Origin of the sequence: Sphingomonas flavida (genome assembly GCF_036663655.1) — a bacterium.
Taxonomy (GTDB): Bacteria; Pseudomonadota; Alphaproteobacteria; order Sphingomonadales; family Sphingomonadaceae; genus Sphingomonas.
Genome location: NZ_JAXOJH010000013.1, coordinates 91929 through 118580 on the forward strand (window position 1 = coordinate 91929; position 26652 = coordinate 118580).

Consider the following 26652-nt stretch of genomic DNA (forward strand, 5'->3'; position numbering starts at 1 on the left):
GTTTCACCAATTTGGCGGCAACTGGGCCCCGGCCTTCGCCGGGGCACGGAAAGGGGGGAGGGCGGTGGCCTCCCCCAAAGGACGATCAGGTCACCACGTCGGGTTCGGTGCGGCCGGTATGCCGGGTGATCCCGGCAATCTCGTCCGCCGCCTGAATGATGTCCGCGAGCATTTCCGGCGTCTCGCGGTCGAGATGGTCGGCCGAATAACGCTCCAGATAGACGCGCAGCGTCGCCCCGCTGGTGCCGGTGCCCGACAGGCGGAACACCACGCGGCTGCCGCCCTGGAACAGGACACGGATGCCTTGGTTGCGGCTGACCGACTGGTCGGTGGGGTCGGTATAGGCGAAGTCGTCCGCCGTCTCGACCGTCAGGCCCGCGAAGCTCTCGCCCGGCAGGGTCGCCAGCCTGGCGCGCAGGTCCGCCATCAGCGCGTCGGCGCGTTCGCTCTCGACGCCCTCATAGTCGTGGCGCGCATAATAGTTGCGGCCATAGGTCGCCCAGTGATCCCGCGCGATCTGGTCCACTGACTTGCCCGAGGCGGCCAGGATGTTGAGCCAGAGCAGCACGGCCCACAGCCCGTCCTTCTCGCGCACATGGTCCGATCCGGTGCCCGCGCTCTCTTCGCCACAGATCGTCGCCATCCCGGCGTCGAGCAGATTGCCGAAGAATTTCCACCCCGTCGGCGTCTCATAGGCCGGGATGCCCAGCTTCTCGGCCACACGGTCGGCGGCGGCGCTGGTCGGCATCGAGCGGGCGATGCCCTTCAGGCCACCGGCATAGGCGGGTGCGAGATGCGCATTGGCCACCAGCATCGCCAGGCTGTCCGACGGCGTGATGAAGCGCCCGCGCCCGATGATCAGGTTGCGGTCGCCGTCCCCGTCCGAGGCCGCACCGAAATCGGGCGCGTCCGGGGCCATCATCCGGTCGTACAATTCCTTGGCGTGGACCAGATTGGGGTCGGGGTGATGGCCGCCGAAATCGGGCAGCGGCGTGCCGTTCTTCACCGTGCCCGGCGCGAAGCCCAGCCGCTTTTCGAGGATTTCAGTTGCATAGGGCCCCGTCACCGCGCTCATCGCGTCGAACGACATGGTCAAGCCGCCCGCGACCGTAGCCCGGATCGCGGCGAAGTCGAACAGGCTTTCCATCAGCGCGGCATAGTCGGCGACCGAGTCGATCACCTCGACGGTCATGTCGCCCACCGTCACGTCGCCCAGCGTGTCGAGGTCGATATCGTCCGCCTCGACGGTCAGCCAGCGGCTGATCGACTTGGTGTTGGCGTGGATGGCGTCCGTGACCTTCTCGGGCGCGGGGCCGCCATTCGCGATATTGTACTTGATGCCGAAGTCTTCATCCGGGCCGCCCGGATTGTGACTGGCCGACAGGACCAGGCCGCCCAGCGCCCCTCGCTGGCGGATCACGTTGCTGGCCGCCGGGGTCGACAATATGCCGCCCTGGCCGACCACGACGCGGGCAAAGCCGTTCGCCGCCGCCATGCGGATCGCGACCTGGATCACCTCCCGGTTCAGGAAGCGTCCGTCGCCGCCGATCACCAGCGTCTGGCCGGTCTTCTCGTCGCCCAGCGCGTCGAACACCGACTGGATGAAATTCTCGGCATAATGGGGCTGCTGAAAGACGCGGACCTTCTTGCGCAGGCCCGAGGTGCCGGGCTTCTGGTCGAGATAGGGCTCGGTCGAGACGGTCTTGATCATGGGTTCCCCAGCACGGATCGGTAGAGTTCGGCATAGTGGCGGCCGCTATGGTGCCAGCTATAATCGGCATTCATGCCATTGACCTGAATGGTCCGCCATTGGTCTTGATCGGCATAGAGTCTCATAGTGCGACGCAGCACCGCGACGATATTGTCGGTGGTGACGTTGTCAAACTGAAGCCCGGTCGCCACCCCGGTCGCCAGGGCGGCCTCGTTGGCGTCGATGATCGTATCGGCCAGCCCGCCGGTGCGCGCGACCACGGGCACGCAGCCATAGGCCAGGCCGTAAAGCTGGGTCAGCCCGCACGGCTCGAACCGCGAGGGGATGACGATCGCATCGCAGCCACCTTGAAGCAAATGCGAGACCGGCTCGTCATAGCCGATCCGGACCGCGACGCGGCCCGCGTGGCGAAGCGCTGCCGTGGCGAAGGCGATCTCCAGTGCCGGATCGCCGGTGCCCAGCACGACCAGCCGTCCACCCATCGCGACGAGGTCGTCGATCACCTCGACCAGCACGTCCATGCCCTTTTGCCAGGTCAGGCGGCTGATGACGGTGAAGATCGGGCTGTCATCCTCGTCCAGCCCGAACGCCTGCTCGACCGCGCGCTTGTTGGCGATGCGGGCGTCCAGCGTGTCGACGGTGAAGGGGGCGGGCAGGGCGGCGTCGGCCTTCGGGCTCCAGATGGCGGGGTCGATGCCGTTGACGATGCCGCTGACGCATTCGGCGCGGGCGGCGATCAGGCCTTCCAGTCCCATGCCATACTGAACCCGGTGGATCTCCTCGGCATAGGTCGGGCTGACCGTGGTGATCGCGTCGGCAGTGCGCAGGCCCGCCTTCAGATAGCCGACCTGGCCATAATATTCGACGCCCTCGACCGACCACGCCTCGGGCGGCAGGCCCAGATCGGGGAAGTGATGCGCCGCGAACGATCCTTGGAAGGCGATGTTGTGGATGGTGACGATGCTCTTGGCGACCTTGCCCGGTCCGGGCGCATAATGGAGAAAGGCGGGGGCAAGCGCCGCCTGCCAGTCATGCGCGTGGAGCAGGTCGAAATCATAGCCCGGCACCGCGCCCGAGGCGAGGTCCGCGCCCGCGCGCGCCAGCACCGCGAAACGCCGCCAATTGTCGGGCCAGTCGTTTCCGGCGGTATCGACATAAGGCAGCCCCTCGCGCTCCCAGAGCTGCGGTGCCTCGATCACCAGCAGCCGGTGCGTGCCGATCATCGCCTCGCGCAAATATGCGTCGGTGCCGATGATATGCGTCCAGTGATGGACGCGCGGCGCATCCTCGCCGATCGCGCGCATGACCTTGGGGAAACCGGGGATCAGCGTCGTCACGGCGATGTCGTGCGGCGCCAGCGCCTCGGGCAGCGCGCCGACGACATCGGCCAGGCCGCCGGTCTTGATGAGCGGGAACGCCTCCGAGGCGACCGACAGGACGGAAAGGGTCATGGGGACTTTCAGTTGGCCAGACGGTCGATCATCGGCTGGGTGATCAGGCAGATGCCCTTGTCGGTACGGCGGAACCGGTGGCCGTCGAGCACGGGGTCTTCACCCACCACCAGCCCGTCGGGAATCCTGACGCCACGATCGAGGATCACCCGCCGCAACTGCGCGCCGCGCCCGATATGGCAGAAGGGCAGGACGACCGCCTCGTGGAGCGACGCAAAGCTGTGCGTGCGCACGCCGGTCGACAGCAGCGAGCGGTTGATCGACGATCCCGACACGATGCAGTCGCCCGCGATCAGGCTGGCCACCGCCGACCCGCGCCGCCCCTCGACGTCATGGACGAACTTGGCGGGCGGGGTGATCTCGGCATAGGTCCAGAGCGGCCAGCTACGGTCGTAGAGGTCGAGCTGCGGCACCACGTCGGTCAGGTCGAGGCTGGCCTCCCAATAGGCATCGACGGTGCCGACATCGCGCCAATAGGCACCCGGTTCGTCGTCCGAGCGGACGCAGGAGGCGGAGAAGCGATGCGCCTGCGCTTTGCCATGCTCGACCAGATAGGGGATGATGTCCTTGCCGAAGTCACGGGCGGAACCGGGCGTGGCGGCGTCGCGGCGCAGCTGTTCGAACAGGAAGGCGGTGCGGAAGACATAGATGCCCAGCGACGCCAGCGACACGCCCGGATTGCCGGGGATGGAGGGCGGATCGGCGGGTTTCTCGACGAAATCGACGATGCGGTCGGTCTCGTCGACATGCATGACGCCGAATGCGCTGGCTTCCTCGCGCGACACTTCCAGACAGGCGACGGTGACGTCGGCGCCACTGTCGACATGCTGCTGGAGCATCAGTTCATAGTCCATCTTGTAGACGTGATCGCCTGCCAGGATGACCATGAATTCGGGCGCATAGCTTTCGATGATGTCGATATTCTGGAACACCGCGTCGGCGGTGCCCTCATACCATTGGAATTCGCTGATCCGCTGGCTGGCGGGCAGGATGTCGAAGCTCTCGTTGCGTTCGTCGCGCAGGAAGTTCCAGCCGCGCTGGAGGTGGCGGATCAGTGAGTGCGCCTTGTACTGGGTCGCGACGCCGATGCGGCGGATGCCCGAGTTGATCGCGTTGGACAGGGCGAAGTCGATGATCCGCGCCTTGCCGCCGAAATAGACGGCGGGCTTGGCGCGGGTATCGGTCAGTTCCATCAGGCGACTGCCACGGCCGCCCGCCAGCACATAGGCCATGGCATCGCGCGCCAGCGGTTGTCCGCGCCTCAGGTCCATCGTCCGTCTCCCATCCGTCTGTCAGTGTCGCAACGCGCAGGCAAGGCGTTGGTATTTTCGTAAAAGTGCGAAGTCGGGTCAGCCGTCGAAGCGCAGGATGACGGTGGCCAGCGGCGGCAGCGTCACCCAGGCCGCACCGTCGACCGCATCCACCCCGCCCATATTGCCCAGGCCCGATCCCCAATATTGGGCCGCGTCCGAGTTCAGCACCTCGGTCCAGCGGCCGTCCTGCGGCAGCGGCAGGCGATAGGGCGCGCGGGCGACCGGGGTCATGTTGACGATGACCGCCACCGGATTCTCGCCGGGTGCCTTGCGCAGCCAGGCGAAGACCGAATGCGCGCTGTCGTCGGCGACCAGCCATTCGAAGCCCTCGCGCTCGCAATCGCGGGCGTGGAGGGCGGGCGTGTCGCGGTAAAGGTGGTTCAGGTCGCGGACCAGCGAGCGGACGCCCTCATGCGCATGGCTGCACCGCAGATGCCAGTCGAGCGCGCGATCCTCCGACCATTCCTCGCGCTGGGCGAATTCCTGGCCCATGAAGAGCAGCTTCTTGCCCGGATAGGCCCACATGAAGGCATAATAGGCGCGCAGGTTCGCGAATTTCTGCCAGTCGTCGCCCGCCATCTTGGTCAGCAGGCTGCCCTTGCCGTGCACCACCTCGTCATGGCTGAGCGGCAGGACGAAATTCTCGTCGAAGGCGTAATGCAGGCCGAACAGGATCTCGCCATGATGGTGTCGCCGATGCACCGGCTCGCGCGCCATGTACTGGAGCGTGTCGTGCATGAAGCCCATGTTCCACTTGAACCCGAAGCCCAAGCCACCGTCATGCGCGGGGGCGGACACGCCGGGCCAGGCGGTGGATTCCTCGGCGACGGTGAAGACGCCGGGATGCTGGCCATAGACCTGGCGGTTGACTTGGCGGAGGAACTCGACCGCTTCCCAATTCTCGCGCCCGCCCTGTTCGTTGGGCACCCACTCGCCGTCCTTGCGGCTGTAATCGCGGTAGAGCATCGAGGCGACGGCATCCACGCGCAGGCCGTCGATATGATAACGCTCGGGCCAGAACAGCGCGTTGTTGACCAGGAAACTCGAAACCTCGCGCCGTCCGAAATTGTAGATGGCGGTGTTCCAGTCGGGGTGGAAACCCTGGCGCGGGTCCTCATGCTCGTAGAGCGCGGTGCCGTCGAAATGCGACAGGCCATGCGCGTCGGTGGGGAAGTGGGCAGGGACCCAGTCGAGGATCACGCCCACCCCGGCGCGGTGCGCCCCGTCGACGAAGCGCGAAAACCCCTCGACATCACCGAAGCGCGCGGACGGCGCATACAGGCCGGTCGTCTGATAGCCCCAGCTGGGGTCGTACGGATGTTCGGAGATGGGCAGGAATTCGATATGGGTAAAGCCCATCTCGACGACATAGGGGATCAGCCGGTCGGCCAGCGCATCCCAGCTGAGATACCAGCCATTCTCGTCGCGGTCCCACGACCCGGCATGAACCTCGTAGATGCTGATCGGCACGCGACGGGGATCGATCTTCGCCCAATGCTCGCGGTGCGACGCGTCCTTCCAGACATGGGCGGGCGGCGCGGTGGTGATCGAGGCGGTCTTTGGGCGCAGCTCGGCGGCGAAGGCGAAGGGGTCGGCCTTCATCGGCTGTTCGGACCCGTGCGGGCCGGTGATCGCGAACTTGTATGCGCGCCCCTCACCGATATCGGGGATGAAGATCTCCCACACCCCGACATCCAGGCGGCAGCGCATGACGTGGCGGCCGGGATTCCAGTCGTTGAAGTCGCCGACCACGGCCACCCGTTCGGCATTGGGGGCCCAGACGGCGAAGTGCACGCCCGCCACGCCCTGATGCTCGATCAGGTGCGCGCCCATCTTGTCATAGAGGCGGAAGTGATTGCCTTCGCCCATCAGGAAATCGTCGAGGGGCCCGAGCACGGGGCCGAAGCTGTAGGGATCGGTGATCCACCATTCCGCCCCCGACCCGCGCGCATGATATTTGACCGGCTGGACCGGGCCGTCGACCGCCCCCTCGAACAGGCCGCGTGCGTCGACACTCTCCAGGTCGCCCAGCGACTTGCCGGACAGGTCGAAGACGGTGACCGTCTCCGCCCCCGGCACCAGCGCCCGCAGGAACGTGCCGCCCGGCCCCTCATGAGGTCCCAGCAACGCGAAGGGATCGGCGTTGCGGCCCTCGACCAGGGCGTCCAGAGCGGCACGGGGTGGCTTCACATCACGTTCCAGATTTCCTCGGCATATTGCCGAATGGTGCGATCGGAGGAGAACCATCCGACTTTCGCGACATTGTGGATGGCCGAGGTCGCCCAGCCCGCCTGGTCCTGCCAGCGGGTGTCGACCTGGCGCTGCGCGGCGGCATAGGCATCGAAATCGGCGGCGACCATGAACCAGTCGCCGTCATACAGCCCGCCCATGAGAGCCGCATAACGACCGGGATCGTCGGGCGAGAACACGCCCGAGGCGATGGCGGACACGGCCTGGCGCAGTTCCGGGCTGCCCTCGATCACGTCGCGCGGGTTGTAGCCGTCGCGGCGCTTGGCGGCGACCTCGTCGGCGGTCAGGCCGAAGATGACGATATGATCGTCGCCGACATGCTCCTTGATCTCGACATTGGCGCCGTCGAGCGTGCCGATGGTCAGTGCGCCGTTCAGCGCGAACTTCATGTTGCCGGTGCCCGACGCTTCCATGCCCGCCGTCGAGATCTGTTCGGACAGATCGGCGGCGGGAATGATCTTCTCGGCCAGGCTGACATTGTAGTTGGGAATGAACCCGACCTTCAGCAGATGGCCGACACTGGGGTCGGAGTTGACGCGGCGGGCGACGTCATTGGCCAGTTTGATGACCAGCTTGGCGTTATGATAGCTTGATGCGGCCTTGCCGGCGAACAGCTTGACGCGCGGCGTCCAGTCGCGTTCGGGATGGCTGCGGATCTGATCGTAAAGCGCCACCGTCTCGATGATGTTGAGCAGCTGGCGCTTATATTCATGGATACGCTTGATCTGGACGTCGAACAACGCATCGGGGTCTACCCGAAGCCCTGTCGATTCCCGAAGGTAATTTGCCAGCCCCACTTTGTTGGAACGTTTGATGCTGAGAAAGCGTTCCCGGAAATTCGCGTCCTGCGCAAAATCCGTGAGCGCTACCAGCTTTTCCGCGTCATCCTCGAAACCTGGCCCGATCGTCTCGCGGATCAGCGCGGTCAGCTGTGGATTGCATTGCTGCAACCAGCGGCGCGGCGTGATGCCGTTGGTCTTGTTGTTGATCCGCGTGGGATAGAGGCGGTGAAGGTCGGCAAACACCGTCTTCTTCATCAATTCGGTATGCAGCGCGGCCACGCCGTTGACGCTGTGGCTGCCCGCAAAGGCCAGGTTCGCCATGCGCACCCGCCGCTCGCCGCTCTCGTCGATCAGGCTGATCGCGGCGATGGCGCGGTCGTCCATCCCCTCGACGGCGCGCGCCTCGCGCAGCAGCTTGGCGTTGATCGCATAGATCAGCTGCATGTGACGCGGCAGCAACCGTTCGAACAGGTGGAGCGGCCAGCTTTCCAGCGCCTCGGGCAGCAGCGTGTGATTGGTATAGCCGAAGGTCCGGCGGGTGATGTCCCACGCCTGGTCGAAACCGAGATCGTGGTGATCGACCAGCAGACGCATCAGCTCGGCGACCGAGACGGCGGGGTGGGTGTCGTTCAGCTGGATCGCCGCCTTGTCGGCCAGCGTCCGGATATCGTGAAAATACTGGATATGCCGCCGGACGATGTCCTGGAGCGAGGCGGAGGAGAAGAAATATTCCTGCCGCAGCCGCAATTCCTGGCCCGCGGGCGAACTGTCGGAGGGGTAGAGGACGCGGACCAGCGTCTCGGCCGCCATCTGTCCGGCCAGTGCGCCGGTATAGTCGCCCGCGTTGAACCGATCGAGCTGGATGGGGTCGATCGCCTGCGCGGTCCACAGGCGCAGCGTGTTGACCCGCTTGCCACGCCAGCCGACGACGGGGGTATCGACCGCCACCGCCTCGACCGCCTCGGCGGGTTTCCAGTGGACCGCGCCCGTCTCCGTCCCGATCACCTCGCCGCCGAAGCCGACGAAATAGGCGCTCTCGCGACGCTCGAACTCCCAGGGATTGCCGTGGCTGAGCCACGTCTCGGGCAGTTCGACCTGCCAGCCATCGTCGATCCGCTGGCGGAACATGCCGTTCACATAACGAATGCCATAGCCATAGGCGGGCAGGTCGAGGCTGGCGAGGCTCTCCATGAAACACGCCGCCAGTCGCCCGAGGCCACCATTGCCGAGCGCGGCATCGGGTTCGATCTCCTCCAGTTCGGCAAGATCGACGCCCAGGCTCTGGAGTGCGCCCGCCACCTGCGCCATCACGCCCATGTTGGACAGCGCGTCGCGCAGCAGGCGGCCGATCAGGAACTCCAGGCTGAGATAGTAAACCCGCTTGGCGCCCGCCGCATGGGCTTCGCGGGTGGAGGCCATCCACCGCTCGATAATGTCGTTGCGGACGGTCAGGATGGTGGCGGCCAGCCAGTCGTGGCGACGGGCATTGGCGGCATCCTTGCCGATCCGGTGCACCAGCGTGTCGACAATGGCATCGGCCAGCGGCCCGGTGTCGTCGACGTGCAAAGTGGTGATGGTGGTCGTCATTGATTCGGGCGTCCCTGTCGGTCCAGTCCCGCCCAGCTTAGCCGCGCGAAGGATGAAGTCACGCGGCATTCCTTCGCATATGCGAGAAAGGATCAGCCCGTCGCCAGACCCCATAACAGGGTCAGGTTCAGCCCGATAATCACGGCCGCGATGATCCAGGCCAGGACCCGCAGCCAGACTGGACTGGCGAAGGGGCCCATGATCGTCTTGCTGGCGGTGAAGCGGACCAGCGGCACCACTGCGAAGGGCAGTTGCAGGCTGAGGATCACCTGGCTGAGCACCAGAAGCTTCGTCGCGCCCGCCTGACCGCTGGCGCCGACGACCAGCACGGCGGGGACGATGGCCAGCCCGCGCGTGATCAGCCGCCGCAGCCAGGGGGCGAGGCGCAGGTCGAGGAAGCCCTCCATCACGATCTGACCGGCCAGCGTCCCCGTCACGGTCGAATTCTGGCCCGAGGCGAGCAGCGCCACGCCGAACACCACGCTGGCCGCGCCCGCGCCCAGCATCGGGGCGAGCAGCCGGTACGCCTGGTCGATCTCGGCCACGTCGGTACGCCCGGCGACGTGGAAGGTGGCGGCGGCGACGATCAGGATCGCGGCGTTGATGAAGAAGGCGAAGAACAAGGCAACCGTGCTGTCGATCGTCGCCAGCTTGATCGCGTCGCGCTTGCCCTCGGTCGTCAGGCCGAAGGCGCGGGTCTGCACGACCGAGGAATGGAGATAGAGATTGTGCGGCATCACCGTCGCGCCGAGGATGCCGATCGCGATATAGAGCATCGCCGGGTCGGTCACGATCCGCGTCGTGGGGATGAAGCCCGCCATGACCGCCCCGGCATCGGGGCGCGAGGCGATCAGTTCATAGAGGAAACAGCCGCCGATGATCAGCAGGAGGGCGATGATGAACGCCTCGATCTTGCGGAACCCGTAACGCTGGAGCGCAAGGATCAGGAAGACGTCGAACCCGGTGATCAGCACGCCCCAGACCAGCGGCAGGTCGAACAGCAGTTGCAGCGCGATGGCGGTGCCCAGCACCTCGGCCAGGTCGCAGGCGATGATCGCGATCTCGCAGAGCAGCCACAGGATGCGCGAAACCGGCTTGGAATAGGCGGCGCGACACGCCTGCGCCAGGTCCAGCCCGGCGGCGATGCCCAGCCGCGCCGACAGTGCCTGCAGGATCATCGCCATGATGTTGGACAGGAGGATGACCGACAGCAGCGCATAGCCGTAAGCCGAGCCGCCCGCGATGTCGGTCGCCCAGTTGCCGGGGTCCATATAGCCGACCGCGACCAGATAGCCGGGTCCGGCAAAGGCGAACAATCGCCGCAGGAAGGATGCACCCTCCGGAATGGCGATCGAACGATGGCTTTCGGCAAGCGAGCGGGTGGCGGGCGTGGCTACGGTCATCGGCCTTTGATGTGACGGAGTTTGCGAAACGCGACAACCCGGCAAAGCGTTGCGGCGTGCCCCGATTCCTTCCCTTGCAGGAAGGGATTTACAGGGACGACCCCACCACCGCGCACGCCAGCGCCATCAGCAGCCCGGCAAACCGGTTCGACCGGAACCGGTGCAGCGCGCCCGCACCGTCATCTGGCTTCAACGTCACCACCTGCCACGCCAGATGCAGCGCCACCGGCAGCAGCGCCGCGACCGCGAGCGGATCGGGCCGCACCACCCAGATCGCCCCCGCCCAGCACAGCAGCGCCACCGCATAGAATGCGCCGACGCCCGGCTTTACATGGGCCCCCATGCGCAGCGCGGAGGATCGCACGCCGATCATCGCATCGTCCTCGCGGTCCTGCAGCGCATAGATGGTGTCGTATCCGATCACCCAGGCGATCGACCCGGCATAGAGCAGCCACAGCGGCGTCGAGAGTTCCCCCGCCACCTCGGCCCAGCCGACCAAGGCAGCCCAGCTGAACACCATGCCCAGCCAGGCCTGTGGCCACCAGGTGATCCGCTTCATGAACGGATAGGCGGCGACCGGCGCCAGGCTGGCGACCGCTACGATCGCCGCCAGCGCATGCAACTGGACCAGCACGACCAGCCCGATCAGGCAGAGGGCGACCAGCCAGATCGCCGCCAGCTTGACCGAGACCAGTCCCGACGGGATCGGCCGCGCCCGCGTCCGTGCGACGCGCGCGTCCAGATCGCGGTCGATGATGTCGTTGAACACGCACCCCGCGCCCCGCATCGCGATCGAGCCGAGCAGGAACCACAGCACCAGCGGCCAGCGATCGGGCAGCCCGCCCGCCAGCGCGATCGCCCAGACGCCGGGCCAGAACAGCAGCCACCAGCCGATCGGCCGATCGAGTCGCGCCAACAGGGCCAGACCGCGCAAACGGGGCGGCAGCCGCCCGACCAGCCCCTTATGCTCGCTATCGGGTACGATCTCGACGGGAATGGGCTCGGTGGTCATGGCTTCCGGCCTATGGGGACGCCCCGTGGCGCGCAAGTCCGTTCGCGGCTATCGTCGCGCCCGTGTCCTCGCGCCCCAGCCTCGTCCCATGATCGGCCTGTCGGTCGCGGTCGGCCGTTTCGTCGAGGCGCTGTTCTGGGCGATCCTGCGCGTCGCCGGGATGATCGGCGGGGCGGTGCTGGTCGCCATGCTGGCGCTGGCGCTCGCCTGGTGGCTGATCCGGCGGCGGCGCTAGGCCGGGTCGGCGTTTATTCCTCTCCTGCAAGGGGAGGATTTTGGGGCTAGACGATCGCTCCTATGCCGCCAGTGTCGCCAGCTGCGACCGGAGAACTTCCAGGTTATGCCGCGCCAGATGGCTGCCGCGACCCGGGACGCTGCCCTCCAGGTCGGGGCGCTCGCCGATGACGAGGCAGCGCTCCCAGGCGCCCTCGGCCAGCGGCAGCCAATGGTCGAGCGCGCTCTGCGGCTCGGCCGTGGCGGCTTTCAGGAAAAGGTCACCCATCGCGAAATAGAAATCGGGCGATTTCTGCCAATGCGGCATTTCGCTTTCCGCAACCGTCAGCGCCGTCTGCAGGTGCCCGGCATGGGCGAACATATGCAGCGCGTTGATGACCAAGTCGTGCCGCCAGTTCGCGTCCAGCGGGCTCGCGTCCAGCGCCTGCGCATAATAGTCGCAGGCGGACGGATGATCGCCCCGCATCTGCGCGTCCTTGCCGACCTGATAGAGCAGATACGCGTCGTCCGGCCGGTCGGCGAGATCGGCGAGCAGGAGCGGGTGGTAACGATCCTTCTTGCGCGCCAGCTGGGGGGCAAGGTCGCCGTCATGCCCGATATCGAGGGCGATTCGCTGGCGGGGCAGGGGGGATATGAATTGTTCGCGCACGCGCCCTTCGTAATGGACGCCGCGCGGCACCAGTCGGGTGATCCAGCTACGCTGGACGGCCCCGGTCTCCGTTTCGTTATGGATGCAGGGACATCCCAGCAGGTCGGTCGCCGATTCGCACCAGGCGCGCACGGATTCGCCGCCGGCGATGATCCACTCGTCGGCGTCGATCACCAGGTTCCAATCGGCATCGGCCAGTTGCAGCGCCTGGTTGCGCGCCTCGGCAAAGCTGTCGGGCCAGGGTCGATGATGCACCTCGGCCCCCAGTTCCCGCGCGATTCCGACCGTGTCGTCGGTCGACCCGGTATCGAGCACGACCATCCGGTCGACCCACGGCGCGACGCTGTTCAGGCAGCGCGCGATGCAGCGCTCTTCGTTACGGACGATCAGCACGGCGGCGATCTCAATGGCATTGCGTGTCACGCGCGCGACTTTCACCTGGGAGGGGCCAGCGCTGGATACGATGGCCCCTCGCGTTAGAGCGCATGATGGTTATGAAAGTCTGAACGCGCGCACTATTTTGCCAGTCGTCCATCTTCCAGCGCCGCCATTTCGAACGGAAACAGGATGTCCGGGTCGGGGGCCTTCACGTCGTCGGCGATGTCGGACGGGGCGATGCGGTGCAGGACATGGCGCATGATCGCGATGCGGGCATCCTTTTTGTCGTCGGCGCGCACGACATGCCACGGCGCGAAGGGGGTGTGGGTGCGGGTCAGCATCGTGTCGCGCGCCGCCGAATAGTCGGCCCATTTCGCCTGCGCGACTTTGTCCATGTCGGACACCTTCAGCGCCTTCAACGGATCGGTCCGCCTGGCCTCCAGCCGCTCGCCCTGTTCCTTTTTCGAGATGTCGAGCCACAGCTTGACCAGCCGAATGCCGCTTTCGACCAGCATCCGCTCGAAATCGGGGGCGTCGCGCAGGAAAGCTTCCTGCTCGGTCCCGGTCGAGAAGCCCATGACCACCTCGACGCCCGCGCGGTTGTACCAGCTGCGGTTGAAGATCACGATCTCGCCCGCGGCGGGCAGATGGGTGGCGTAACGCTGGAAATACCATTGCGTGCGTTCGCGGTCGGACGGTTTGGGCAGCGCGACGACGCGAGTCGCGCGGACCGACAGATGCTCGGTAATCCGCTTGATCGTGCCGTCCTTGCCCGCTCCGTCGCGGCCCTCGAGCACGATGACGACGCGCTCTTCGGAACCTGCCATCGCCATCTGGGTGCGGACCAGCGCCAGTTGCAGCGCCTCCAACTCCTCGTGATAATGTTTCGCCATCGTTACCTCCTTGGCCGAAGGAACGCCCGAAATCGCAAAAGTGGCAAGCGGCGCGCGACCCGTGTAAGCGAAGGCCCATGCCCGCTACCCCCGCCTGGCCGCCGCAATCCACGCCCCGCCTGTTCGTCGACCAGCCGCTGGCCGAAGGGCCGATCCGCATCGACGGACCGGCCGCGCATTACCTCGTCTCGGTGATGCGCACCAAGGTCGGCGATCCGGTCAAGCTCTTCGACGATCGCACCGGCGAATGGCTGGGCGTCGCGGCATCGGTCGGCAAGCGGGACCTGACGCTCGACGTGACCGAGCTGTTGCGCGCGCGCGAAGCGGTGCCCGATCTGTGGCTGTGCGCCGCACCCCTCAAGAAGGGCCGGGTCGACTGGCTGGCGGAAAAGGCGTGCGAGCTGGGTGTCGCGCGCCTGGTGCCGGTCGTCACCCGCCGCACCGTGGTCGACAAACCCAACACCGAACGCCTCCGCGCGCACATGATCGAGGCAGCCGAGCAATGCGGCCGCACCGCGCTGCCGGAGGTGGCCGAGCCGGTGAAGCTGGCGGCGGCCTTGCGCGACTGGCCCGAAGGCCGCGCGCTGTTCTTCGCCGACGAAACCGGCGGCGCGCCCGCGCTTGAGGCGATGCGTGCCCACAAGGGCCCGGCGGCGATCCTGATCGGCCCCGAGGGCGGCTTCGATACCGAGGAGCGCGAGGCGATCCGCGCGCACCCGTCGGCCATCGGCATCGGCCTGGGCCCGCGCATCCTGCGCGCCGATACGGCGGCGGCGGCGGCGGTGTCGCTGTGGATGGCGGCGGCGGGCGACTGGCATTGATTCACCCTATGGCGCGAGCGCCCGCGCCCGCGTAAGGCGCGGTTCATGAGCACCAAGACCGCGAACACTGCCAAGGGCGCCATCATCGAATCGCGCGACCAGTTGGTCGCCAGCTTTGCGCGCGGCGAAAAACCCAGCGATCGCTGGCGGATAGGCACCGAGCACGAGAAGTTCGTCTATGCGCTGGGCGACCATCACGCGCCGTCCTACGACGAAGCCTCTGGCATCCGTGCGCTGCTGGGCGAGTTGGAGCCCTATGGCTGGGAGCCGGTGATCGAGGGCGGCAACGTCATCGCGCTGACCGGTGCCGACGGTTCGGTCAGCCTGGAGCCCGCGGGCCAGTTCGAACTGTCGGGCGCGCCGCTCGACAATCTGCACCAGACCTGTGCCGAGACGGGGCGTCACCTGGCCCAGGTGAAGGCCGCGGGCGACAAGCTGGGCCTGGGCTTCCTGGGCCTGGGCATGTGGCCGGACAAGACCCGCGCCGAGCTGCCGATCATGCCCAAGGGCCGCTATGCGATCATGCTGCGCCACATGCCGCGCGTCGGCTCGCTGGGCCTCGACATGATGCTGCGGACCTCGACCATCCAGGTGAACCTGGATTACGCGTCCGAGGCGGACATGGTAAAGAAGTTCCGCGTCGGCCTGGCGCTCCAGCCGCTGGCGACCGCGCTGTTCGCCAACTCGCCCTTTACCGAGGGCAAGCCCAACGGGATGCTGTCCTTCCGCAGCCATATCTGGTCGGATACCGACCCCGCGCGCACCGGCATGTTGCCCTTCGTGTTCGAGGATGGCTTCGGCTATGAGCGGTACGCCGACTATGCGCTCGATGTGCCGATGTACTTCGTCTACCGCGACGGCAAGTATATCGACGCGGCGGGGCTGTCGTTCCGCGACTTCCTGAAGGGCGAATTGTCGGTCCTGCCGGGCGAACTGCCGACGATCGACGACTGGAACGACCATCTGTCGACCGCCTTCCCAGAGGTGCGGCTCAAGACCTTCCTCGAGATGCGCGGCGCCGATGGCGGCCCGTGGAACCGCATCTGTGCGCTGCCCGCGCTCTGGGTCGGGCTGCTGTATGACAATGGCGCGCTGGATGCGGCGTGGGACCTGGTCAAGAACTGGTCGCTGGCCGATCGGCAGGCGTTGCGCGACGCGGTGCCCGAACTGGCGCTGGATGCGCCGTTGCCGGGCGGCGGGCGGCTTCGCGAGATTGCGGGCGAAGTGCTCGACATCGCCCATGCGGGGCTCGCGGCGCGGGCGCGGGTGAACGGGGCTGGGGATAACGAAACCGGCTTCCTCGACCCGCTGCGCGAGATCGTCCGCTCGGGCAAGGTGCCCGCGCAGGTGCTGCTCGACCGCTATCATGGCGAATGGGGCGGCGATATCTCGCGGGTTTACGGCGAGGCGAGCTTCTGAACTCTTCGCGTGGCCTTCGACTTCGTTCAGCCTGAGCGACGTCGAAGGCCAAGGGATCACCCCCGCCCCAAAACCCACCGGAAGAATCGCGGCACCAGTCCGTATCGCGCCATCCAGTCGTCATATTCCCGGTATGCCGGATCGGCCGAGAGGTGCCGCTCCTCCGTCCGCGCCCGCCAATAATAGATCCCGCTGACCACCCCCAGCAGCAGCGTGCTGCGCGCGGCATCCACCCAGGTCCCCGTCGACAGGATTGGGATGGTCGCGATCCACCAGAACAGGTTCTTCGACAGATAGGCGGGATGCCGCGATACGGCATAGGGCCCGTGGGTCAGGATACCCCGGTGGGTCAGGTTGGAAAAGCGGATGCCGAACGCCACCGTCGACCAGGCATAGATGGCGGTGAGCAGCACCAGCATCGCGCCGATCGCGGCCAGGATGATCGGATGCCCCGCGAACCAGTAACTCCACTCGGCAGTCCCCGGCCGGTAGTTGAGCGGGCCGTTGTCACCCATCAGGATCGTCGGCGGATAGCAGATCAGCGCCGCCGCCCAGCCTGCGGCATAGGGGTTGGCCGACCGGATATGTGCATCGAGCGGCCGCATCGTCAGCATGTATCCGATCGTCGCAAAGGCCACGTCGATCAGGAACATCAGCGTGATCAGCCAGTTGGCCAGCGCCACCGGATCGCGCAGCACGACGGACAGGTCGCCGCGCACGAACATCGCGAACCCGCCCGGCACCACACCCAGCATGAAGGGCAGGAAGAACGCCTTGACCGCCCAGGACCGCAGATGCGCGAAGATCGCTTGCCGATCGACGCCGGGCTGCCCGGTCAGCCACGCGCCCAGCATCCACGCGCCGTCCTTCGGCTCGACCAGCCGCCGGTCGAGCCAGATGACGTATGGAATGGACAGCAGGAACAGCACCGGGGCGATCCAGCCCAGGCACCACATCGCAAAGGCGAAGATGCCCTGCCAATAGAAACGCCCGGTCGCGAAGATCAGCGCGATCCCGGCAAAGGTCGCCCAATATCCGGCCAGCTTCGTCAGGCTGATGTCCAGCGTCTCGCGCAAGGGGCGGGGATGGGCCCAATCGATCCCGGTCGAATCGTGGCGGTGAACCCGGTCGACGAGAATCGACCACAGCAGCATCGGCACGCCCGCGCACAACAGATGGACGAGCGAAGCATAGGGGCCGTCGAGATGCCGCCACCGCGCAAAGGCGATCCAGCCCAACGACCCGATGATCCCGACCAGCCCGACGCCGTGGCTCACGGCGGAGGCGGGGCGCGGCGGGCGAACGGGCGGGGAGAGAGGAACGGCCATGGAATAGGGGGCCTTAGCGTATTTCGGTAAGCAAGGCGTTAGGGGGCCTTACAATCCTCCCCGGCACGGGGAGGGGGACCAGCGAAGCTGGTGGAGGGGGCATGCTGTGTCGAAGCCCCCCCCTCCGTCAGGGCTCGAGCCCTGCCACCTTCCCGTACCGGGAAGGATCGAGGTTCACTCCGTCTCCGTCACCGCCGCCAAGACCTGCGCGATTTCCTCGACGGTGATCCCGAATGCCGCGGCCAGGCCGCCGAGCGACGCGCCGCGCTTGGCCAGTTCGCGGATCCGCTCCTCGTCGACCAGCGTCGCATAGCCGCGCGTGTCCCGCTGTTCGCGCACCACGTCCTTGCGGCCCGAGGTCCGGTGGCGCTTGGCGGCGGCGGCATGGGGATCTTTGGCGGCGGCGGCGGTTTCGGCCTCGCGCCGGGCGGTGCGCTCGGCCTCGCGTGCCGCGATGTCGCGCTCGCGATTGGCCGCGCGCGCCTCCAGCCGGTTGGCCATCAGCGCCTCGCGTTCGCCGGCCCGCGCCTCGCGCGCCCGTGCGCGGGCGGCGGCGCGTTCCTCCAGCGTGTCGTTCGTGCGGACCCGCAAACCACCCCTGGCGGGCGTCACGCCCCAACTGTCATCGACCATGTTCGCCTTCCCCGCCAATGCAAAGGCGGCCGTCTATAACGGCGATGCCGGGCACGGCCAGTGCGATTGCCATGGAGATCGACGGAAAAATTGATCGCGCCGGTCAGGCAACCGGCGGACATTCCGCTGGTTATCAACCCGGATGACAGAAGACGCGAGGACAGGATGAACCCGATGCTAGACCCCGACCTGATCGAATATATGGACGATCAGACCCTGTTGGCGGCCTATGCCATGGCGACCGGCGCGGTCGATCGCGACGATATCACCGCGATCAGCGGCGAACTGGCCCGCCGCAACCTGATGCCGCCGCCGCCCATGTCGGGCCTGGCCGGACGGTTCGACATGCGTCCCGCCAGCCTGGGGGCCTGACCTGCGCCGCCACGGGCCTATTGGCGGATATACCGGAAATACCACACTTCATGCCCCTGACGACGGGCTTTGCGTTCGTAGCGCGTCTCGGGCCAGTCGGCCGGGCGGGTCAGGAAATCCTGCGGGCTGCGCGCCTGCCAGGTGAAATCCTCTCGCGCGTTCATGATCATCATCGACCAGTGGCAATAGGTCGGGTCGTCGGTGCCCAGCCGGAATTCGCCGCCGCTCTTCAGCTTGCGCGCGATCGTATCGAGCGGGCCATGGTTCATCATCCGCCGCTTGGCGTGGCGTGCCTTGGGCCAGGGATCGGGATGGAGCAGATAGACGCGGGTCAGGCTGGCATCGGGCAGCCGCTCGATCACCTCCAGCGCGTCGCCCATGTGCAGGCGGACATTGGTCAACTCGCGGTCGCGGATATGGCCGAGCGCACCGACCACGCCGTTCAGGAACGGCTCGCACCCGATAAAGCCGGTGCCCGGCGCGGCTTCGGCCTGCCCGGCCAGATGTTCGCCCGCGCCGAAGCCGATCTCGACCTGAAGCGGGCGATCGTCGCCGAACAGGCGCATGGCGTCGAGCGGACCGTCCTCCGGCACGCTGAGGCCCGGCAGCATGTCCTCGACCAAGGCGGCCTGGCCCTGGCGCAGCTTGTGGCCCTGTCGCCGACCATAGAGGCGGCGGATCGTCGTCGGATCGTTCATCGCCGGGCCCTTAGCGCGGGTCGTGGAGGGAGCCAAGGGTGAGGCCGCTCGTTGCCCCGGACAGTATGGACAACGAAACTCCCCCCACGGCCGGCAAGGCGCAAAAGGCGCCCGATGCCAAGGATCTCCACCGCGCGGTTCGCGAGGCGGGGGAAAGCGAGCTCGACCGGCCCGCAGGCGCGCTGTTCTGGTCGGGCCTGGCGGCGGGGCTTGCCATCCATGGCTCGCTGATCGCCGAGGGCGCGCTGCATGCGCGACTGCCCGAGGCACCGTGGCGCGAGCTGGTGGCCGCGCTCGGCTATCCGATCGGCTTTCTGGTCGTGATCCTGGGGCGGATGCAGTTGTTTACCGAAAGCACCATCACCGCGATGCTGCCGCTGGTGACCCGGCCGTCGACTTGGGCGCTCGGGCGGACATTGCGACTCTGGGGTATCGTGCTGCTCGCCAACCTGATCGGCACGGCCCTGGCGGCGGGCATGGTCGCCGCCGGAGTGCTGGGCAACGCCGAGATTCGGGAGGCGATGGTCGCGGTGTCGGCGGGTATCCTGGAACTGGACGGGTGGGGCACCTTCATCAACGCGATTCCGGCCGGGTTCCTGATCGCGGTGGTCGCCTGGATTCTGCCCAACGGCCGCAACCAGGCCTTCTGGATCATTTTGGCGATCACCTATGTCATCGCGATCGCCGGGTTCAGCCATTCGGTGGTCGGCGCGGACGAGGCGTTCCTGCTGCTGTTCACCGGCCAGGTTTCGGTGATGCGCGCGGTGTTCGGGCTGATGGTCCCGGCGATCCTGGGCAATCTGGTCGGCGGGGCGGGGCTGTTCACGCTCCTCGCCCATGGTCAGGTGCAGGGCGAGGCGGGGGAATAGAAGTTCAGGGCCGCTTGAACAGGGTGATGTCTCGGCCGCGCACCTGCCAGACCCGCTTGTCGGGCGTCAGGACGAAGATGGGTGCCAGGACGCTGTAGGACGCAAAGACGTGGATTTCCGTCGGCACCGGATCGAGCAGATGGTTCACGACGAGTCCTGTAACCCGCTCGTTCTTCGATCGGTCGGGCAGCGCGAGGTTCATGCAACTAGTGTTGAACGTCCGCGTGTTCACGATGCGGCCGCTGGGCGCGATCGCGATGCGGTAGTTGCCACCGATCATATAATGGGTGTTCGTCACCTGCGCTGACAGCAAATAGACGGTGACCGGTCCGTCATCGACCGAAGGCAGGACGACCGTGTTGAACGGCGCAGCGGTGCAGGGGCGATAACCTTTCGCCGCAGCCTCATCCCTGGCGATGTCGCGGGCGCGGGCCAGGATCATCTGGGTCGGCGTCAGCGGCACCGGCTGAGGCAGGATTTCATGACGGACCACCTTCCCGCCGCGCACATCGGCGACGAAAAAGGCCCGCGCGCTCGCGGCATTGCCCCTGTAATAGGTCGCACGTAGCGTTTCGCGGTCGATCGGTTCGATGACATAGCCGCCAAGCCCGCCCAACTGGTCCCTGGGCATCACCTCCAACAGCGAGTCGGTGCTGACCCAGGCGGCCTTGTCGAAGGCGTAGATCATCACGCCATAAACGGCGGCGTCGGACAGACGCTGCTGTTCGGACCGCTGGTCCTGCGGTGCGGTGGCCACCTGGCCGGTCATCGTCAACAGCGCGGCGGCACCGATCGCCCACATCATCCGTCTCCCCCCCTCTGAGATGACGGAAGGCTGACGGGCGGCGTCCGATAGGGCAACCCCCGGGACCAAAGAAAAACGCCCGCGCGGGGGATATCCCCGCACGGGCGTCTCATGCCTTACCGAAGGGGCAGGATCAGGCGACGGCGGCCTTGATCTGCTCGACCAGGTCGGTCTTTTCCCAGGTGAACAGCGCGCCTTCGGCTTCGCGGCCGAAGTGACCATAAGCGGCGGTCTTCGAATAGATCGGCGCGTTCAGCTTCAGATGTTCGCGAATGCCCTTCGGCGTCAGGCGGACCAGCTTGGGCAGTGCCGCTTCCAGCTTGGCTTCCTCGACGGTGCCGGTGCCGTGCAGGTCGACATAGACCGACAGCGGCTCGGCGACGCCGATCGCGTAGGACAGCTGGATGGTGCAGCGCTTGGCCAGGCCCGCCGCGACGACGTTCTTGGCGAGGTAGCGCGCGACATAGGCGGCCGAACGATCGACCTTGGTCGGGTCCTTGCCGCTGAACGCGCCGCCGCCATGCGGGGCCGCGCCGCCATAGGTGTCGACGATGATCTTGCGGCCGGTGAGCCCTGCGTCACCGTCCGGGCCGCCGATTTCGAACAGGCCGGTCGGGTTGACATAGACGTGCTTGTCGTCGGGCAGCCAGCCCTCGGGCAGGATCTCGGTCAGCACCGACTTCACATAGTCGCGAAGCTTGGCCTGGCCCGCCTCGTTCGACAGCTCGGCCGAATGCTGGGTCGACACGACGATCGCGGTCGCGCGGACCGGCACGCCGTTCTCATACTGCAGCGTGACCTGGCTCTTGGCGTCGGGCTCCAGGAAGGGGGCCGCGCCGGAGTGGCGGTCGGCCGCCATCTTTTCCAGGATCTTGTGGCTGTAATAGAGGGTCGCGGGCATCAAGCCGGGCGTCTCGTCGGTCGCGTAACCGAACATGATGCCCTGGTCGCCGGCGCCTTCGTCCTTGTTGCCGCTCTCGTCCACGCCCATCGCGATGTGCGCCGACTGGGCATGCAGGTTGTTCGAGAAGTCGAAGGTCTGCCAGTGGAAGCCCGACTGCTCATAGCCGATGCGCTTGACGGTATCGCGCACGGTCTGCTCGATCTCCTGCAGCGCGCCCTCGGCCCACTGGTCGTTCTCGAACACGCCCTTGCAACGGATTTCACCTGCCAGCACGACCTTGTTCGTGGTGGTCAGGGTTTCGCACGCGATGCGCGCTTCCGAATCCTTGGACAGGAACAGGTCGACGATCGCGTCGCTGATCTGGTCTGCGACCTTGTCGGGGTGACCTTCGGAAACCGATTCCGAGGTAAAGATGTACGAGTTCCGCATTCCCGTCCTCATAAGGATATAAAGATAGCTTTATATCGGTCCTAGCGACCACGGCGGCGGAAGGCAACGCCGATCGCGGCCAGCGCGGCGGCGATGGCCAGCGCCATCATGTTGCCCAGGCGCGAAAAGACCGTGGGCGGCAGCGCGGCTGGCAGGGGGGCTTGCGCCGCGCCCGCCGTCTCGTGCGCCACGGTCGCGACCAGGCGCCCGTCGGCGGCGATGATCGCCGAGATGCCGGTGGGTGTGGCGCGGATGATCGGCAACCCTTCCTCGATCGCGCGCATCCGGGCCTGGGCCAGATGCTGCGGCGGGCCCCAGCGGCCGAACCACGCGTCGTTGGACGGATTGAAGATCAGGCGCGGGCGATGCGCCTCGTCCACCACCTGGCCGGAGAAGATGATCTCGTAGCAGAGCTGGACGCCGACCGGGCCGAAGCCGGGGATGCGCAACGAACGCGGGCCCGGGCCGGGGGTGAAGTCCATGTCGCCGGGCACCAGCCGGGCCAGGCCCAGCGGCTTGAGCAGCCACGGCATGGGTAGATACTCGCCATAAGGCACCAGATGCGCCTTGTCGTAGCGGCCGGTGATCCGCCCATCTACGGCGATCGCGAAGACGCTGTTGGTCGCGCTCGCCACCCGGTTGCGATCGGACGAAAAGATCAGCGCGGTGCCGCCGACCATCGCGGAGTCGCGCGGGCCCAGCACATTCGCGATCTGGCGGCGGGTCCAGAAGGGCGGCGCATAGTTGAACCCCTGATACGCCCAGGCGGGATAGCCGTCCTCGATCATGTCGCGGACCACCCCTTCGGGCCAGACGACCAGCCGGGGGCGGGGGCCGGGGCGTCCCGACAATTCGACCAGCCGCCGCAGCATCAGCGGACCGTCGCTCTCGCCGCGCTGGTCCTGGCTGACATTGGGCTGGACCACGCGGACGAGCGGCGCGTCGGCGGCGGGCTCGGCCGCGCGCGTCAGGGGGGCGGACAGCGCGGCGAGGGCGGTTGCGGGGACCATGACCGCCGCCAACTGCCAGTGCCGCCGAAGCGCCAGCCAGATCGCGCCCGCCAGCACGACGGTCAGACCCGACAGCGCATAGGTGCCGACGAACGCGCTCATCCGCGCCACGCCGATGACGGGCAGCCATGCGATCGACAGCGGGTCCCAGGCATAGCCGGTGAACAACCGCGCGCGCAGATATTCGGTCGCGATCCAGGCCGCCCCGAAGATCAGGACATAGGCCGAATCGGGCCGCTTTCCGCGCAACCGCCACGCGACACCCGCCGCCGCCATCGGAAAGACGGCGAGGTACAAAGCCAGCCCCACCGCCGCGAAATAGCCCAGCACGGGCGGCATCTTGTCTTGGAAGTCGAAGGCGTGCTGGAACCAGTTGTTGTTGACGGTGAAATGCCCGACCCCGAACACCCAGCCGCGCCACATCGCACCCCGAATGGTGGTGGCATCCTGCACCAGCGCGAGAAGGACGATCAGCCCGAGCAGCAACAGCGGCCAGAGGTCGAGCGGGGCAAAGCCACAGGCGGCAACGGCACCGGCAAGCAGCGCGATCAGGGCAGGATAGCGGGTCACGCGCACGGCTATGGCGCGGGCCTGTGACAGGAGCAATGCGGGATGTGGGGTCGTGCCCCTTCACCGTGCTGCGGATGGTTCCCCTCCCCAAGCCAGGTTTGGGGGAGGAGTGGGCTCCCCAAGCTTGGCTTGGGGAGGGGGGCGCCCGGCAAAGCCGGGTGGTGGAGGGGCGGAAGCGTTCGGTAAAGGCTGGCAAACCGGACCGCCTGCCCCTAGCTTCCTCTCATGACCCTACGCCCCTTCCATCTCGCCTTCCCGGTCCATGACCTGGGTGCCGCCCGCCAATTCTACGGCCAGGTCCTGGGCTGCCCCGAGGGGCGATCGAGCGACCACTGGATCGATTTCGACCTGTTCGGGCATCAGATCGTCGCCCATCTCGATCCCGCCGCCAAGCCCGTCGCGGTCGAGAATGCGGTCGATGGCCATCAGGTGCCGGTGCCGCATTTCGGCGTCGTGCTGACCATGCCCGATTGGGAGGCGCTGGCCGCGCGGGTGGAGGCGGCGGGCGTGCCCTTCGGCATCGCACCCTATGTCCGCTTCAAGGGGTTGCCCGGCGAGCAGGCGACGATGTTCTTCCGCGATCCCAGCGGCAACGCGCTGGAGTTCAAGGCCTTTGCCGACGACGCGATGCTTTTCGCCACGGAGACGACCGCATGAGCGCGCCCATTTCGCTCGATATCCCGCACCAGCTCGGCAAGGAGGGCGTGCGCCAGCGGCTGGACGGCGGCATCGGCAAGATCGGCCGCATGATCCCCGGCGGTGCGACCGTAGAGCATCGCTGGGAGGGCGACACGATGCACTTCACCGTCGGCGCCATGGGCCAGTCGATCGGTGCGGAGGCGACCGTCTATGAGGACAAGGTGCATGCGGTGGTGAACCTGCCCGCCTTCCTGTCGCTCTTTTCCAGCCAGCTGGAGGCGGTGATCCGTTCGGAGGCACCAAAGCTGTTGAAATAGGCGCGCGTCGCGTGCCGGTGGGGGGAATCGAAAATATGGCGCTTCATACATGGTGGTTGTTCGTCGGGGCCGTGTTCCTGCTCTCGGGGACACCCGGTCCGAACATGCTGCACATCATGACCCGCTCGGTCGATATGGGATTTCGCCGCAGCGTCGTTGCCATGACCGGGTGCCTCAGCGCGGTCGTGATCGTCCTTGCCGCCTCGGCCGCGGGCCTTACGACGCTGCTGCTGGCGTTGCCCGGCGCGTTCGAAGTGATCCGCTATGCGGGCGTCGCCTATCTCCTGTTCCTGGGCATCAAGGCCTGGCGTTCAGACGTCGCCCCGGTCGATGTGGGGGACGGGGCGATCCCGGCCAGCCTGTCGCGCCGCGCCATCTTTCGCGGCGGCTTCCTGATCGGGATCAGCAATCCCAAATTGATCCTGTTCGCCGTCGCCTTCCTGCCGCAGTTCATCAATCCGGCGCATTCCCAGTCGCTGCAATTCGCGATCCTGGTCGGCACCTTCGCGGTGATCGAGGCATTCTGGTACGCCGTCTACGCACTGGGCGGCCGGTCGCTGTCTCGCTACCTTGGCAGGCCAAGCGTGAAGCGCGCGTTCAACCGGGTGACGGGCGCGATCTTCATGGGTTTCGGCCTGACGCTTTTGAAGGTGAAGCCCGCCTGATCCCGGCGGGCTCCCGTCCTACTTCGCCGCGCTGACCTTCCACACCACATTGCCCACGTCATCCGCCACCAGCAGCCCGCCGGTCTTGTCGACGATGACGCCGACGGGGCGGCCCTGCGCCTGGCCCTTGGCGTTCAGGAAGCCGCCGACCACTTCGACCGGCTTGGCATTGGGTGCCGGGAAGGCGCCCGCGAAGGGCACGAAGACGACCTTGTAGCCCGAGGGCGGCTTGCGGTTCCACGAGCCATGCTCGCCGATGAAAGCGCCCTGCGCGAAACGGTCGCCCAGCTTCGCCCCGGTAGCGAAGGTCAGGCCGAGGGCGGCGACGTGCGGCCCCAGCGCATAGTCGGGGCGCTTTACATATTGCTGAAGCGGCGGATTGGTCGGCTGGACCCGGTCGTCGGGATAGCCGCCCCAATAATACCAGGGCCAGCCGAAGTGATCGCCGAACTCCACCTGGGTCAGGTAATCGGGCGCCAGGTCGGAGCCGAGCATGTCGCGCTCGTTGACCACGGTCCACAGCTGCCCGTTGACCGGGTTCAGGGCCATGCCGGTCGGGTTGCGCAGGCCCGCCGCATAGATGCGCCAGTTCTTGTCCTTCGGCCAGACCTGCAGGATCGCGGCGCGGTTCTTCTCGGCATCCAGGCCGTTCTCCGCGATATTGCTCGCCGAGCCGACCGAGACGTAGAGCGTCTGCCCGTCCCCCGAGGCGATGACGTTGCGCGCCCAGTGATTGCCCGCGGGCCGGAGCGGCACGACCTTTTCGGGCGTGGCGGTAATCTTCGTCTCGCCATCGCGATACGGCACGCGGACCAGCGCGTCGGTGTCGGCGATATAGAGCTGTCCCTGGAACAGTACCATGCCGAAGGGCGAGTTCAGCCCGGTCAGGAACGGCGTCTTCAGATCCGCCTTGCCGTCGCCATTGGTGTCGCGCAGCAGCGTGATCCGGTTGGCCGACGGAACGCCTGCGCCCGCCCGGCCCAGGAAGAAGTTCATCACCCGCTGCACGATCCCGGCGCTGGGGCGCGGCGGCGAGTTCGTCTCGGCCACCAGCACATCCCCATTGGGCAGTTCATACAACCAGCGCGGATGATCCAGCCCGGTCGCGAAGGGCTGGATCGCCAGCCCCTGGGCCACGGTCGGCTTCGCGCCATTGGTCCAGCCCACCGGCTTGGCGATGGCGACGGTCGGGATGACCTGCTCGCGTGGAGCCCCGATCAGGGGCTTCTTGCCCGCGACCTGATCGACGCTCAGTCGTGCCGTGTCGGGCCAGGCCAGCCAGGCGAAGACGGCGATGCCGATCAGGATGATGATGCCGATGACGATCAGGACGTGTTTGCGCATGGCATTGGGATAAGCCGTGGGCGGGGTGGGGGGAAGCGGGAAGGTGAGTGTCGGCGGATTTTTCCGGACAGGCCCGCCGGGTCGCCTCCACGCCGGATTCGCAAGAGGCTATTCATGTGGTCCATGCAACGGTTCGGTAAAAGCCAAGTGTTACCGCAACTTCGGG

Annotated in this window: 24 protein-coding genes; 8 read left to right on the plus strand and 16 right to left on the minus strand. The window is 66.8% G+C overall.

From position 1 onward, the window contains the following. Positions 1 to 85: 85 nt before the first annotated feature. From U1703_RS14470 to ubiA, 7 genes are all read right to left on the minus strand, one after another. Positions 86 to 1711: an alpha-D-glucose phosphate-specific phosphoglucomutase gene (locus tag U1703_RS14470; protein WP_332786231.1), complete on the minus strand. Its 1626-nt coding sequence runs from the start codon at positions 1709 to 1711 to the stop codon at positions 86 to 88. Next, on the minus strand, positions 1708 to 3162 hold the full coding sequence (glgA, locus tag U1703_RS14475) for a glycogen synthase GlgA (RefSeq protein ID WP_332786232.1): 1455 nt from the start codon (positions 3160 to 3162) through the stop codon (positions 1708 to 1710). Before glgA ends, U1703_RS14470 begins: the two co-directional genes overlap by 4 nt. Before the next feature lie 8 nt (positions 3163 to 3170). Continuing rightward, on the minus strand, positions 3171 to 4433 hold the full coding sequence (gene glgC, locus U1703_RS14480; protein ID WP_320453259.1) for a glucose-1-phosphate adenylyltransferase: 1263 nt from the start codon (positions 4431 to 4433) through the stop codon (positions 3171 to 3173). Between the two features lie 78 nt (positions 4434 to 4511). Continuing rightward, positions 4512 to 6665 (minus strand): 1,4-alpha-glucan branching protein GlgB, encoded by a 2154-nt coding sequence (glgB, locus tag U1703_RS14485; RefSeq protein WP_320453260.1) that lies wholly within the window; start codon positions 6663 to 6665, stop codon positions 4512 to 4514. Next, positions 6662 to 9094 (minus strand): glycogen/starch/alpha-glucan phosphorylase, encoded by a 2433-nt coding sequence (locus U1703_RS14490; RefSeq protein ID WP_332786233.1) that lies wholly within the window; start codon positions 9092 to 9094, stop codon positions 6662 to 6664. The genes glgB and U1703_RS14490 overlap by 4 nt, the downstream gene beginning before the upstream one ends. A gap of 92 nt (positions 9095 to 9186) precedes the next feature. Continuing rightward, entirely contained in the window at positions 9187 to 10497 is a 1311-nt protein-coding gene (locus U1703_RS14495) for an Nramp family divalent metal transporter (protein WP_332786234.1), read from the minus strand. Positions 10498 to 10585: 88 nt separating this feature from the next. Beyond that, entirely contained in the window at positions 10586 to 11509 is a 924-nt protein-coding gene (gene ubiA, locus U1703_RS14500) for a 4-hydroxybenzoate octaprenyltransferase (RefSeq protein WP_443025816.1), read from the minus strand. A 25-nt stretch (positions 11510 to 11534) separates the two neighbouring features. Here ubiA and U1703_RS14505 point away from each other — a divergent pair, with 25 nt between their 5' ends. Further along, positions 11535 to 11744: a hypothetical protein gene (locus U1703_RS14505; protein ID WP_332786235.1), complete on the plus strand. Its 210-nt coding sequence runs from the start codon at positions 11535 to 11537 to the stop codon at positions 11742 to 11744. Positions 11745 to 11804: 60 nt separating this feature from the next. On the opposite strand, the gene U1703_RS14510 is transcribed toward U1703_RS14505, so the two are convergent. Both U1703_RS14510 and ppk2 read right to left on the minus strand, forming a co-directional pair. Beyond that, positions 11805 to 12815, minus strand: a complete 1011-nt coding sequence (locus tag U1703_RS14510) for a glycosyltransferase (protein ID WP_332786236.1) — start codon at positions 12813 to 12815, stop codon at positions 11805 to 11807. 92 nt (positions 12816 to 12907) lie between these two features. After that, positions 12908 to 13663 (minus strand): polyphosphate kinase 2, encoded by a 756-nt coding sequence (gene ppk2, locus U1703_RS14515; RefSeq protein ID WP_332786237.1) that lies wholly within the window; start codon positions 13661 to 13663, stop codon positions 12908 to 12910. A gap of 77 nt (positions 13664 to 13740) precedes the next feature. Between ppk2 and U1703_RS14520 the strand changes: the two genes are divergently transcribed. Beyond that, positions 13741 to 14484 (plus strand): 16S rRNA (uracil(1498)-N(3))-methyltransferase, encoded by a 744-nt coding sequence (locus U1703_RS14520; protein ID WP_332786238.1) that lies wholly within the window; start codon positions 13741 to 13743, stop codon positions 14482 to 14484. A gap of 45 nt (positions 14485 to 14529) precedes the next feature. Beyond that, entirely contained in the window at positions 14530 to 15903 is a 1374-nt protein-coding gene (locus U1703_RS14525; RefSeq protein WP_332786239.1) for a glutamate--cysteine ligase, read from the plus strand. A 56-nt stretch (positions 15904 to 15959) separates the two neighbouring features. Here the strand turns inward: U1703_RS14525 and U1703_RS14530 are convergent, their stop codons facing one another. Beyond that, the gene (locus tag U1703_RS14530) at positions 15960 to 17231 is read right to left on the minus strand and encodes a methyltransferase family protein (protein WP_332786240.1); all 1272 of its coding nucleotides are present in this window, start codon (positions 17229 to 17231) and stop codon (positions 15960 to 15962) included. A gap of 174 nt (positions 17232 to 17405) precedes the next feature. Beyond that, entirely contained in the window at positions 17406 to 17864 is a 459-nt protein-coding gene (locus U1703_RS14535; RefSeq protein WP_332786241.1) for a hypothetical protein, read from the minus strand. A 174-nt stretch (positions 17865 to 18038) separates the two neighbouring features. On the opposite strand from U1703_RS14535, the gene U1703_RS14540 reads away from it, so the two are divergent. Further along, positions 18039 to 18236 carry a hypothetical protein gene (locus U1703_RS14540; RefSeq protein ID WP_332786242.1) on the plus strand — a complete coding sequence of 66 codons (198 nt, stop codon included), beginning with the start codon at positions 18039 to 18041 and terminating at the stop codon, positions 18234 to 18236. Positions 18237 to 18253: 17 nt separating this feature from the next. On the opposite strand, the gene trmB is transcribed toward U1703_RS14540, so the two are convergent. Further along, the gene (gene trmB / locus U1703_RS14545; protein ID WP_332786243.1) at positions 18254 to 18934 is read right to left on the minus strand and encodes a tRNA (guanosine(46)-N7)-methyltransferase TrmB; all 681 of its coding nucleotides are present in this window, start codon (positions 18932 to 18934) and stop codon (positions 18254 to 18256) included. Between the two features lie 65 nt (positions 18935 to 18999). Between trmB and U1703_RS14550 the strand changes: the two genes are divergently transcribed. Next, positions 19000 to 19803, plus strand: coding sequence for a formate/nitrite transporter family protein (locus tag U1703_RS14550; protein ID WP_320453273.1), 804 nt, complete (start codon positions 19000 to 19002; stop codon positions 19801 to 19803). A 4-nt stretch (positions 19804 to 19807) separates the two neighbouring features. Here the strand turns inward: U1703_RS14550 and U1703_RS14555 are convergent, their stop codons facing one another. The 3 genes from U1703_RS14555 to lnt all read right to left on the minus strand — a co-directional run bounded on the left by U1703_RS14555 (position 19808) and on the right by lnt (position 23521). Further along, on the minus strand, positions 19808 to 20608 hold the full coding sequence (locus U1703_RS14555) for a hypothetical protein (protein ID WP_332786244.1): 801 nt from the start codon (positions 20606 to 20608) through the stop codon (positions 19808 to 19810). A gap of 133 nt (positions 20609 to 20741) precedes the next feature. After that, positions 20742 to 21941 carry a methionine adenosyltransferase gene (metK, locus tag U1703_RS14560; RefSeq protein ID WP_332786245.1) on the minus strand — a complete coding sequence of 400 codons (1200 nt, stop codon included), beginning with the start codon at positions 21939 to 21941 and terminating at the stop codon, positions 20742 to 20744. Between the two features lie 41 nt (positions 21942 to 21982). Beyond that, a complete protein-coding gene (lnt, locus tag U1703_RS14565; RefSeq protein WP_332786246.1) occupies positions 21983 to 23521 on the minus strand; it encodes an apolipoprotein N-acyltransferase in 1539 nt (512 codons plus the stop codon). A gap of 225 nt (positions 23522 to 23746) precedes the next feature. On the opposite strand from lnt, the gene U1703_RS14570 reads away from it, so the two are divergent. From U1703_RS14570 to U1703_RS14580, 3 genes are read left to right on the plus strand one after another with little or no spacing between them, the layout of a single operon-like run. Continuing rightward, entirely contained in the window at positions 23747 to 24178 is a 432-nt protein-coding gene (locus U1703_RS14570) for a VOC family protein (protein WP_332786247.1), read from the plus strand. Next, entirely contained in the window at positions 24175 to 24477 is a 303-nt protein-coding gene (locus U1703_RS14575; protein WP_332786248.1) for a polyhydroxyalkanoic acid system family protein, read from the plus strand. Before U1703_RS14570 ends, U1703_RS14575 begins: the two co-directional genes overlap by 4 nt. 35 nt (positions 24478 to 24512) lie before the next feature. Further along, a complete protein-coding gene (locus U1703_RS14580; RefSeq protein ID WP_332786249.1) occupies positions 24513 to 25142 on the plus strand; it encodes a LysE family translocator in 630 nt (209 codons plus the stop codon). Between the two features lie 18 nt (positions 25143 to 25160). On the opposite strand, the gene U1703_RS14585 is transcribed toward U1703_RS14580, so the two are convergent. Beyond that, positions 25161 to 26486 (minus strand): PQQ-dependent sugar dehydrogenase, encoded by a 1326-nt coding sequence (locus U1703_RS14585; protein ID WP_332786250.1) that lies wholly within the window; start codon positions 26484 to 26486, stop codon positions 25161 to 25163. Positions 26487 to 26652: the final 166 nt, after the last annotated feature.